A 5,558-nucleotide genomic window follows, 5' to 3' on the forward strand; every position below is an offset into this window, starting at 1 on the left:
GACTATCCAAAAGCACGCTGTTGAGTTCTCAAGGAACGGACACTCACCCGGAACTCACGTTCCCGGCGGCTTCCCTTCGGTGTGCCACCACTCTAGAAGCAATCCCCACCGGAAAACAAATCCGGCCCCCCGGCAGCACGCCGAAAGAGACCCTCACGGGCCTGGAAGTTCGAGAGAAGTGGGAGCGCCCTTGACGAGCGCTTCGGCAACGTTACGCGGTCACCCCACCGGCGTCAACTTGGGTCCGGAAGGGCGAACTCCGCCCACACCGCCTTGCCGCCCTCGGGCAGCCGGCGGGCGCCCCACTCCGCCGCGATCGTCGCCACCACGGCGATCCCGCGCCCGGCCTCGTCGGCCGGCTTGGCCTGCTGGCGGCGCGGCAGGTGCTCGTCCCCGTCCGTCACCTCGACGATCAGGCGGCGGTCCGTGCGGCGCAGGCGCAGGCCCATCGGGGCGCGGCCGTGCTTGAGGGAGTTGGCGACCAGCTCGCTGGCGGCCAGGACGCCGAGCTCGCGCAGCTCTTCTGGGAAGCGCCAGCTCGCGAGGACGCCGTCGGCGAAGGCGCGGGCGCGCGGGGCGGCCTCGATCCCGCCGAGGAGGTCGAGGGCGGCGCCGCGGAAGAGGTCGGCCTCCTCCCCCTGGCGTTCCGGGCAGGCGAGCACGAGGATCGCGACGTCGTCGTCGTGGTCCTCGGTGATGCCCAGGGAGCGCAGCAGCCGGTCGCAGATGATCTGGGGCGTGTCGTCGACGAAGCCGGCCAGCGCCTGCTGGAGCGCGTCCAGGCCCTCGTCGATATCGGCGTCGCGGCGTTCGACCAGGCCGTCGGTGCACATCACGACGGTGGACCCGGGGCCGAAGGGCACGGTGCCGGAGGTGTGGAGCCAGCCGCCGGTGCCCAGGGGCGGGCCCGTGGGGTCGGAGACGCGGCGGACGGTGCCGTCCGACTCGCGGATGAAGATCGGCAGGTGGCCCGCCGAGGCGTAGGAGAGAGTGCCCTCGTTGGGGTCGTAGACCGCGTAGAGGCAGGTGGCGATCTGGCTGGAATCGATGTCGGTGGCCAGGCCGTCCAGGAGTTGCAGCACCTCGTGCGGGGGCAGGTCCAGGCGCGCGTAGGCGCGCACGGCGGTGCGCAACTGGCCCATGACCGCCGCGGCGCGCACGCCCCGGCCCATGACGTCGCCGATGACGGCGGCGGTGCGGCCGGCGCCGAGGGTGATCACGTCGTACCAGTCGCCGCCGACCGCGGCGTCGATGCCGCCGGGCTGGTAGGTGGCGGCCACGCGCAGGTCGTCGGGCTGCTCCAGGCGCTGGGGCAGGAGGCTGCGCTGGAGGGTGACGGCGGCGGCGCGCTGCTGGCCCTCGCTCTCGCGCAGGCGCTCGGCCGTGACGACCTGGTCGGTGACGTCGGAGGCGAAGACCAGCACGCCGCGCTGGGCGGGCTGGCCGGCGGTGGCGGCCAGCTCCACGGGGGTGCAGGTGAAGGTGTAGTGGCCGTCGCGGACGTCGCCGGGAACGCTGCGCGACTTCAGCGTGCGGGGCGTTCCGCTGCGCTGGACCTGGTCCATGAGCGGGAGGAGGCCGATATCGGCGAGCTCGGAGAGGGCGTCGCGGGCGGGGGCGCCGGCCGCGCGGGGGCCGAAGAGGGCGGCGTAGGCCGCGTTGACGTAGGCGACGCGGTGGTCGGGCCCGCGGACGACGGCGACGGGGGCCTGGACGTGGCCGAGGAGTTCGTGAACGGCGAGGGCGTCGACGCCGCGGCCGGCCGTCCGGGCGGGGGCGGTGGCCGCCTCGGAGGGCTCGCTCCCGCGGGCCGCCGGCACGCCGCCGGAGTCCGCCCCGGCGACGCCGGTGCGGCGTCGCTGTGCTCCGGGCAGCCGGATGCCCCAGCGCGTCAAATTCACAGCTTTCCGATCCGATTCGTTCTCGTGGGGTGGGGGGTGAGATTCGTGGGGGGTGCAGAGGTCGGTCAGGGGGTTTCTGGCGGGGAGCCGCCGCCGGCGGCCAGTTCGAACTCCGCCCTGGGGTGTTCCAGGGAGCCGAGGGAGACGATCTCACGTTTGAACAATCCCGCAAGGGTCCATTCGGCCAGCAAGCGTGCCTTGCGGTTCGCGGTGGGGAGGCGTCCGAGGTGGTGGACGCGGTGGGCGAGCCAGGCCGGGGTGCCGGTCAGGCGCGCGCCGTGGAGGCGGGCGACGCCCTGGTGCAGGCCGAGGGCGGCGACGGCGCCGGCGGCCCGGTGGCGGTAGTCGGCGGGCGGGCGGCCTCGGAGGGCGGCGGCGAGGTTGTCGGCGAGGCGGCGTCCCTGGCGGAGCGCGTGCTGGGCGAGGGGGGCGCACGGCGTGCCGTCGGGCGCGGTGAGGTCGGGGACGGCGGCGGCGTCCCCGGCGGCCCAGACGTGCTCGGTGTCCTCGACGCGCAGGGCGGGGGTGCAGCGGACGCGGCCGGTCTCGTCGAGGGGGAGGCCGCAGGCGGCGAGCAGGGGGCTGGGCCGGGCGTCGGCTGTCCACACGAGGGTGCGGGTGGGGTGCCGGGTGCCGTCGCTGAGGACGGCGGTGCGGTCGGCGCAGGACTCCAGGCGGGTGCGGAGGCGGACGTCGATATTGCGTCCGCGCAGCTCGTGCAGGGTGTCCTGGCTCATCCGCTCGCTCGCCTCGGAGAGGATCCGGTCGCTGGGCTCGACCAGGATCCATCGCTGCTCGTCCGGGCGGATGGTGGGGTAGTAACGGCAGGCGAAACGTCCCATGTCCTCCAGCTCGGCCAGGGCCCCGACCCCGGCGTGGCCGCCGCCGACGAAGAGGAAGGTGAGCGCGGCGTCGCGGACGGCGGAGTCGCGGGTGGAGGCGGCGATGTCGAGCTGTTCGAGGACGTGGTTGCGCAGGCCGATGGCCTCCCGGACGGTCCGCAGGCCCAGGGCGTGGCGGTCGAGGCCGGGGAGGTCGGGCGGTCGCGTGGGGGAACCGGGGGCGAGGACGAGTTCGTCGTAGTCGAGCCGGAGTGGTTCGCCGCCGGCCTCCTCGCCGGCCGCGTTCCGGACGGAAAGGGTGCGCGCCGCGGTGTCCACGGCGGTCACCTCGCCGGGGAGGAAGCGGCAGCGGGCGAGGACGCGGCGCAGGGGCACGACGACGTGCCGGGGGGAGAGGGAGCCGGCGGCTGCCTCCGGGAGGAAGGGCGGGTAGGTCATGTACGGCTCGGGGCTGACCACGGTGATGCGGACGTCTCCGCGTCCGAGCGGGCGGCGGAGCGTGCGCTGGAGGCGGTGCGCGGCGGCGAGGCCGGCGCAGCCGCCGCCGACCACGACGATGTGCGCGGGGCGCGCGGGCCCCGGCGTGCGCGACGTCCTCGTCGTCCTCCTCGCCTGTGTCACCCGTCCATAAGGCACCCGGGGGCGGCCGTTTGTCCACAGGTGGTGCGGGGCCGCTGCTCCGTACGCGTGGTTTCCGAGGCCGCTTCCTCAGTGTCAGTGGCCTCAACTATGTTCGTGACTCTCAACATCTTGCGGATCGGCTTTTCGGAGCGGGTCCGCTGCACCGGGGGAATTGCATATGCGGATTCAGGAGTCCGGGGGCGGCGAGGGCGTTGATACGCCGTCCTCTTCGGATCGGGATGCGGATGGGAATGCCGAGCGGGACGCGGAGCGGGGGGAGGCCGGGTCGGCGGCTCTGCGGGTCGACGCCCAGCGCAATCTGCGGCACGTGCTGAGCGCGGCGCGGGACGTGTTCGGCGAGCTGGGGTACGGGGCGCCGATGGAGGAGGTGGCGCGGCGGGCGCGGGTCGGCGTGGGTACGGTCTACCGGCGCTTTCCGAACAAGGAGGCGCTGGTGCGGCACATCGCCGAGGAGGAGACGCAGCGCCTGACGAGCCGGGCGCTGGAGGCGTTGGAGGCGCTGGCCGGGGCGGAGGAGGGGCCGTGGCCGGCGCTGGCGGGGTTCGTGGAGCGGTCGGCGGCCTCGGGGGCGGGGCGGCTGCTGCCGCCGGAGCTGCTGGACCGCAGCGCGGACGGGGCGGGCGCGGGCTCGGAGCCGCGCGGGAGCGGGCGTTCGGAACGTCCGGGGCGGGCGTCGCGGGCGGGGTGCGCGGGGGCGGAGCGGGTGCCCTCGCAGCGGTGCGGCTCGGAGGGCGCGTCGGGGCGCGGCGAGCCGGGTGTCCCGGCTGGCCGGGAGGGGGCGCCTGGCGAGGAGGCCGGGGCGGGAGAGGCCGCGCAGGAGGAGGCGCGGGGCGGGACGCGGGAGTTGCTGTCGGTGGTCGGGGAGCTGCTGGAGCGGACGAGGGCGGCGGGTGAGCTGCGGGCGGACGTGACGGTGGCGGACCTGATGCTGGTGATCGCGACGACGCCGCCGCGGTTCGAGGACCCGGCGCGGCAAACGGCCGCCGAGGCGCGTCTGTTGAAGATATTGCTGGAGGGTTTGCGGGCGAAGCGCTGAGAGAGGGCGGCGCCGGGGGCCGGGGGTTGGGGCGGGCGTTCGTCGAACACCGCTCGATAGGGTGGTTCTTCCGGAAGGGGGCCCTGCCGCGCTCCGGGGCTGTGGCACTCTGGCCGTGTCGCTGACAGCTGTGTAAATACGGGGGCTTCACGCCATGGACGTTGAGGGCGTGCACGAGAGCGCCGACGAGTCCACCGTGCCGCGGCAGCGGACCCGGGAGGGGCGGGCCGGGGAGCCGGAGGGCGCGGCCCCGGCCGCGAGCGCCGACCTCGACCTGATCGAGCGGATGCGCGAGGGCGCCTCCGAGGCGTACGACGAGCTGTACCGGCGGCACGCGGACGCGGTCCGCCGTTACGCCCGGACCTGCTGCCGGGACGCGGACACCGCAGACGACCTGACGAACGAGGTGTTCGCCGCGACCCTCCAGGCCGTGCGGCGCGGCGCGGGCCCGAAGACGGCGGTGCGGGCGTACCTGCTGACCTCGGTGCGGCGGGTGGCGGCCGACTGGGCGCGCACGGCCCGCCGCGAGCACCTGGTCGAGGACTTCGCCGCGTTCGCGGTGTCGGCGGCGGCGGTGCGCTCGGCGGACGAGGGCTCGGTCGAGGTCGGCGCGGACGTGCGGGCCATGCGCGAGGCCGAGGAGTCCATGGCGGTGCGGGCGTTCCGCTCGCTGCCGGAGCGCTGGCAGACCGTGCTGTGGCACACCACGGTCGAGGAGGCCTCCCCGCGGGACGTCGCGCCGCTGCTCGGCCTGACGCCGAACGCGACGGCCGTGCTGGCGCACCGGGCGCGCGAGGGGCTGCGGCAGGCGTTCCTCCAGGAGCACGTCAGCCGGACGCTGACCGAGGACGGCGCGTGCGCCCGGTACGCCGACCGCCTGGGGGCGTACGCCCGGGGCGGGTTGCGCAGCCGGGCGGAGCGCGGGCTGCGCAAGCACCTGGAGGAGTGCGCGCGGTGCGCGCTGGCGGCCTCCGAGGTGCGGGACATGAACGAGCACCTGCGCGGCGTGCTGCCGCTGGCCGTCATCGGCTGGTTCGCGGCCGAGTCCTCGGGCAAGGGCCTGGCGGCGCTGTTCGGCGTGGCCGGCGGCGGCGCGGCCGGGTCGGCCGCGGCGGCTGGGGGTGCCCCCGCTTGCGG

At 75.4% G+C, this 5,558-nt stretch carries 4 protein-coding genes; 2 read left to right on the forward strand and 2 right to left on the reverse strand.

The window, feature by feature from the left end; genetic code table 11:
* Positions 1-233: 233 nt before the first annotated feature.
* Complete coding sequence (locus RM780_RS27430) at positions 234-1,901, reverse strand: ATP-binding SpoIIE family protein phosphatase (RefSeq protein WP_311633613.1); 1,668 nt, start codon at positions 1,899-1,901, stop codon at positions 234-236.
* Between the two features lie 65 nt (positions 1,902-1,966).
* Entirely contained in the window at positions 1,967-3,364 is a 1,398-nt protein-coding gene (locus tag RM780_RS27435) for an NAD(P)/FAD-dependent oxidoreductase (protein ID WP_311633614.1), read from the reverse strand.
* Positions 3,365-3,692: 328 nt separating this feature from the next.
* Between RM780_RS27435 and RM780_RS27440 the strand changes: the two genes are divergently transcribed.
* On the forward strand, positions 3,693-4,421 hold the full coding sequence (locus RM780_RS27440) for a TetR/AcrR family transcriptional regulator (RefSeq protein ID WP_394813101.1): 729 nt from the start codon (positions 3,693-3,695) through the stop codon (positions 4,419-4,421).
* Between the two features lie 154 nt (positions 4,422-4,575).
* The coding region (locus tag RM780_RS27445; protein ID WP_394813102.1) for a sigma-70 family RNA polymerase sigma factor at positions 4,576-5,558 on the forward strand (983 nt) is incomplete at its 3' end.

It is taken from the genome of Streptomyces boetiae (assembly GCF_031845405.1).
Taxonomy (GTDB): domain Bacteria; phylum Actinomycetota; class Actinomycetes; order Streptomycetales; family Streptomycetaceae; genus Streptomyces; species Streptomyces boetiae.